Raw genomic sequence first — 6178 nt, forward strand, 5'->3', positions numbered from 1 at the left:
GTTATCTTTTCGCCTTGTTTTAAGTTTCCGAGAATGCTACTACTTGTATTTGCGGCGCTTCTTACTCGCAGACTTGTTGCTGTGATTGTTCCTGCCTCTTGTGCGCCATTATTAATTGTTGGTTGCTGCGGCGGTGCCGGTTGCTGCGCTACTGGTTGGCCTGCTTTTTCTCCTATTTTTATAAACTCTAGTGAAACATAGCCTTCTTTTCCTTTATATTCGATTTTGGCCCAGCCATTTGCTTTTCCTATAACGGTAACAGTCTCTCCTTTTTGAACACTCCCAAGAAGAGTACTACCTACACCAGGGCTATTACGAACATTTAAACGTGTTGCTGTTACAACGCCTGTTTCACGTTGTCCATTATTAATACTTAGTTGTTGCTTCGATTCCGTTACAGGCTTTGTTCCTGCTATCTTTAAAAACTGCAGTGACACATAACCCTCTTTACCATTGTAAGAGATTTTTGCCCAATCTTTTTGTACTTCTAATACCTTTACAGTTGCTCCTTGCTTTACTTGTCCCACAATTGGACTTTGTGTTGTTGGTTGTTGGCGTATATTTAAATTTGTCGCGTTTACTGTAGCTGTGCTTTCTTCTTGTGCAAAAGCATTTGTAGAAATAAGAGATGCCGCCGTCGCTAAAAACGTACCTGCAATAATTTGTTTTGTTGTTTGTTTCATGTTTAATCAGAATATAAGGATGTTTATATTCTCAAGTCACTTCCTTTCCTTATTTCTTATCTCATATTATAACATAACTATCAGCGCGCCTTATGTTTGAAAATTGTTAAAAATCCATGAAATTATATGTCCACTGATATATCAGCGCTTTTCTCAATATATCGGCGACTTTTCCAATATATCGACCACTTTTTAGAAAATATCGGCGCTTCGACACAATATAAAGACACTTCGACGATGTTCGACACTCTAAATGTAGAAAAAGAAGCTGACATTAGTCAGCTCCTTCTCATTATTTAGTATGCCTTACCCCAATACACCATATGTTTTGCTTCTTTCTCACAGCACACACAATGCTTAGCTAATTCCTCTTGTTCAAATGGCATACAACGTGATGTAACGCCTGCTTCTTCTTTTAACCTTTCCTCACAATCAAGACTTCCACACCACATCGCTTTAATGAATCCTTGCTTTTCTGCTGCTTGCTTCATCTCTTCAAAAGTAACAGCTGTATATGTTTTTTCTTCACGCAGCGCTTTTGCTTTTTCAAATAAAGACTGATGAATATCTTCAAGTAATGTTGCAATCCGTTCTTCTAATTCGTTTATAGATACAAATTCTTTTTCTTTCGTGTCACGGCGTACAAGGACAACTTGATTTTTTTCAATATCTTTCGGCCCTACTTCTAAACGAACTGGTATACCCTTCATCTCATATTCATTAAACTTCCAGCCTGGTGTTTTGTTGCTTGCATCCATTTTCACGCGCGCAACTTTTTGAATACGAGCTTGAAGCTCAGCTGCTTTTTCTAACACACCTTCTTTATGCTGGGCAATTGGGACAATCATCACTTGTGTTGGCGCAATCTGTGGTGGTAATACAAGACCATTATTATCACTATGCACCATAATAAGACCACCGATCATTCTCGTTGATACGCCCCAAGATGTTTGGTGTGCATATTGCCACTTCCCATTTCGATCTAGAAACTTAATATCAAATGCTTCTGTGAAGTTCGTACCAAAATTATGCGACGTACCCGTTTGTAGTGCTTTGCCATCATGCATTAAACTTTCAATTGTGTAAGTCGCTTTCGCCCCTGCAAATTTTTCTTTGTCCGTCTTCTGCCCTTTAATAACCGGAATCGCTAAATACTCCTCACAAAACGAAGCATATATATTTAAAATATTAAGCGTTTCTTGCTGTGACTCTTCTGCTGTTTCATGAATTGTATGACCTTCTTGCCATAAAAATTCAGTTGTGCGTAAGAATGGACGTGTTGTTTTTTCCCAACGGACAACAGAGCACCATTGATTATATAGCTTTGGTAAATCATTGTACGATTGTACAATTTTCGAGAAATGCTCACAGAATAACGTTTCTGATGTTGGACGAATACAAAGACGCTCCGCTAATTCTTCATCCCCGCCGTGCGTTACCCACGCTACTTCTGGCGCAAAACCTTCTACATGGTCTTTCTCTTTTTGAAGTAAACTTTCTGGAATAAACATTGGCATATATACATTTTCATGACCTGTCTCTTTTAACTTTTCATCCATTACCTTTTGAATGTTTTCCCAAAGGGCGTACCCATATGGACGCAAAATCATACATCCTTTTACACTTGAATAGTCAACAAGTTCCGCTTTTTTTACGATATCCGTATACCACTGCGCGAAATCTTCTTCCATTTGTGTAATGGCTTGTACTTGTTCTTTTTTCATTTTCTTTCCCTCCTTCTCAAAATAAAAAAAGCCCGCATCCCTAAAATAGGGACCGAGCTTTTTGCCGGTGTTACCACCCTGATTCATATACAACATGTATATGCTCTCTTGTTTGATAACGGGAATTCCCGCTGCATATGCAGAACTCAAAGGTAGGTTCCATATTGTCTTTTAAGAATCTCTCAGCCACTGGATTCTCTCTCTGCAAAAAGATTGAATATGTACTAGTCCTCTTTCATCGTCATAACAATATAAATTTGTTGATTATCATAATACACCCCACATTATAACGCAATAGGGAATTTTTTGATTTTTATATATTCTTTTCAGTTTATTTTGTTTTATACTCGTATTACATATATTTCTTTCGGAAAAATTTCACGATTTGATGAAGTAGCATCCCAATAATTGTTCCAATTAATACAAAAAAACAGAGGAAACCATATCCCATACCTTCCCATCCATCAAGAAAAAATAACGTAAAGAAAAAACTAACCAAGCAAATAATAATCATAATAAGTCCGAACGTAATATCAAACGAACGATTGGGGAAGCTTTTGCGTAATATGAACGAAATCAAAAAAACAAGAACCATTGTGATTATGCTACTCATTAGAAAAAATTCCATTCTTTTCACTCCTTTAATTGTATTATACGTTTATAAGTCTCAAAATTCTAAAAAAACTTTCTTTTTAGCAGTAGTTTTTATAACCAAGTATTAATAGTAATATATATAAATAGGTTGTAGAACTTTTGGAGGTATTATTCTATGAACAACCCTGCAACAAAACATGTTATTATTTTATCTTTTGATTGTTTATCAGCTTTAGATTTTCCTATATTACAAAACCTTCCGCACTTCCGTTCTTTACTAAAACGTGGTGCATACGCTGAAAAAGTTGAAGGTATTTATCCATCTGTTACATATCCGAGTCATACAACAATTGTGACAGGAAATTATCCCGCGAAGCATGGGGTTGTTAACAATACACTACTGCAACCTGGGAAGGAATCACCGGACTGGCACTGGTACCGCCGCTCGATTCAAGGAACAACCCTTTATGATGAAGCACGAAAAGCAAACTTAAAAACAGCTGCACTTCTATGGCCTGTAACAGGAAGAGCAAAAATTGACTACAACATGCCAGAAATTTTTCCAAATCGCCCATGGCAAAATCAAATACTCGTCTCCTTATTCAGCGGAAGTCCATTGTATCAACTGGAGTTAAATCAGCGTTTTGGTCACATTCGGAATGGTTTGTCACAACCGGAACTAGACGATTTTGTGCTTGCTTCTGCAGTGCACACGATTCAAACGAAAAAACCAAATCTTATGTTTGTTCATTTCACTGACTTAGACTCGCAGCGCCATTATCACGGGTTTTCTTCTGAGGAAACAGTCGCAGCGATTCATCGCCATGACGAGCGACTCGGTGCAATTGTTAATGCACTCCGCGAAAGCGATATGTATGAAAGCGCGACGATTATTGCGCTTGGAGATCATAGCGCATTAGATGAAAATAAGGCGATCCAATTAAATGTCTTATTGCGTGAAAAAGGGCTCCTTACTGTGAATCAAAAAGGGGAGGTAACAAATTGGAAAGCTTATTGTCAAAGCTGTGACGGCTCAGCATATATATACGTAAAAGATAAAAATGATACAGAAACAATTGGAAGTTTACACCGTTTACTACAAGATCTCATACAAGATGAACAAAGCGGCATAGAATTTCTATTAACCGATGAGGAAGCAAAAGATTTAGGTGCCGACGGAAATTGCCTCTTTATGCTGGAAGCACGAGAAGGCTATTACTTTTTAGAAAATCATACCGGAGACCTTATAAGAGAGATTACAAGAAAAGATGTGACCTCTAATAAAAAGTATACGTTTGGTACCCATGGCTATTCCCCGTCAAAACCAAATTACGAAACGATTTTTATGGCAGCCGGTAAAGGAATTCGCCAAGGTGCGATTATTCCGCACATGCGACTAATTGATGAAGGTCCTACAATTGCAAGATTGCTTGGGTTACATCTTGGAGAAACAGACGGAAAGGTTATAGAGGATTTATTAGAATTGTAAAGTTTCGTAAATATTATGTAAATATTCAGTCAGTTTCTCTTTTTTACGTACGCATTTCTGTACAATAACATTACATTAGTTAAAGGAGGAACGTATATGAAAAAAATGTCCAGGCAAGAAAAAAGCTGGATATTATATGACTGGGCAAACTCAGTATATTCACTCGTTATTACAACTGCTATATTCCCAATCTACTTTAAAGCAGCTGCTAAAGAAGCTGGACTTGCAGGCACAACATCAACTGCATATTGGGGATATGCCAATTCCCTTGCAACACTTATGGTGTCTATACTCGCTCCAATTCTTGGAACAATTGCTGATTATAAAGGATTTAAGAAACGTTTCTTCACATTCTTTTTCCTATTAGGCATTATTTTTACAAGTATGTTGGCAGTCGTACCAACTTCGCAGTGGATTCTCTTACTTTGCTGTTATATGCTCGCTTTAATTGGATTTGCAGGAGCCAATATTTTTTACGATGCGTTTTTAATAGACGTGACGACAGAGGAACGGATGAACCGTATTTCAACACGCGGCTTTGCCCTTGGCTATATTGGGAGCACGATTCCATTTATCGGCTGCATGGCTCTTATTATTCTTTCACAAAAAAATATCATCCCATTATCAGTCGGTGTGACAAGCCAGATTTCATTCGCAATTACAGCGCTTTGGTGGGGACTCTTTACAATTCCTATGTTAAAAAATGTGGAACAACGCTATTTTATCGAACGTGATCCAAATCCTGTTGTGACAAGCTTTAAGCGTCTTATTCATACATTTAAAAATATCCGTCAATACAGAACAGTATTTTTCTTCCTCCTTGCCTATTTCTTTTATATTGATGGAGTCGACACAATCATTACAATGTCAACAGCATACGGAACAGACCTTGGAATTAGCGCAACAAGTTTAATAATTATTTTATTCGTCACGCAGATCGTCGCCGGTCCGTTTGCCTTGTTATATGGCAAGTTATCTGAAACGTTTACCGGAAAGAAGATGCTATATGTTGGAATTATTATGTATATTATTATTTGTACGTACGCTTATTTCCTAAAAACGACGTTAGATTTCTGGATTTTAGCGATGCTTGTTGCTACTTCACAAGGTGGTATTCAGGCGTTAAGCCGATCCTATTTTGCAAAGCTTATTCCGAAAGAATCCGCAAACGAATTCTTTGGATTTTATAACATATTTGGTAAATTCGCAGCCATTATGGGCCCGGTTCTCGTTGGTGTCACAACGCAGTTAACTGGTAAAACAAACGCTGGTGTGTTAAGTATTATCGTACTATTTATAATAGGAGGATTTCTATTAACACGTGTACCAGAGGGGTCTTCGACTTCTGTAACAGAACCTTCTCAAAAACCAGAAACATTATAATTAACCGCTCTCCCATATAGGGGTACTGACGGCAAAACGCGGATTTTATACGCTAAGAATATGCAAGATTTCATACAGGCTACGAGAACGGTTTGAATTTCCAAATGCTGTTGTGACAGGAATGTATGGAATCTCGTATACAGAGAAAGGAACGAAAAGCTATAAAACTCTTGGTATGAATGACTTTCTGAGATTTGGTTACTACTGATAATGTTACGTTATGTTAACTCTCTATGAATATAATATACAACAAAAATCACACAATGTATTACTCCCCCTAATGGTATAATAAGGAAAAACGGAAG

5 protein-coding genes and 1 other annotated feature are annotated in these 6178 nt (G+C 37.5%); of the genes, 2 read left to right on the forward strand and 3 right to left on the reverse strand.

The window, feature by feature from the left end; genetic code table 11:
* The 3 genes from Q9306_RS24275 to Q9306_RS24285 all read right to left on the reverse strand — a co-directional run.
* On the reverse strand, positions 1-683 hold a 683-nt coding region (locus tag Q9306_RS24275), incomplete at its 3' end, for an SH3 domain-containing protein (protein WP_306203162.1).
* A 296-nt stretch (positions 684-979) separates the two neighbouring features.
* Positions 980-2407, reverse strand: coding sequence for a proline--tRNA ligase (gene proS, locus Q9306_RS24280; protein WP_306203164.1), 1428 nt, complete (start codon positions 2405-2407; stop codon positions 980-982).
* A gap of 44 nt (positions 2408-2451) precedes the next feature.
* Positions 2452-2655: a binding site (T-box leader), on the reverse strand.
* A 104-nt stretch (positions 2656-2759) separates the two neighbouring features.
* Positions 2760-3035 (reverse strand): YesK-like family protein, encoded by a 276-nt coding sequence (locus Q9306_RS24285; RefSeq protein WP_306203166.1) that lies wholly within the window; start codon positions 3033-3035, stop codon positions 2760-2762.
* Positions 3036-3176: 141 nt separating this feature from the next.
* Here Q9306_RS24285 and Q9306_RS24290 point away from each other — a divergent pair, with 141 nt between their 5' ends.
* Positions 3177-4490 (forward strand): alkaline phosphatase family protein, encoded by a 1314-nt coding sequence (locus Q9306_RS24290; RefSeq protein WP_306203168.1) that lies wholly within the window; start codon positions 3177-3179, stop codon positions 4488-4490.
* Between the two features lie 96 nt (positions 4491-4586).
* On the forward strand, positions 4587-5873 hold the full coding sequence (locus Q9306_RS24295) for an MFS transporter (RefSeq protein ID WP_306203170.1): 1287 nt from the start codon (positions 4587-4589) through the stop codon (positions 5871-5873).
* Positions 5874-6178 lie beyond the last annotated feature (305 nt).

The sequence above is a fragment of the Bacillus multifaciens genome (assembly GCF_030756675.1).
Classification (GTDB): domain Bacteria; phylum Bacillota; class Bacilli; order Bacillales; family Bacillaceae_G; genus Bacillus_A; species Bacillus_A multifaciens.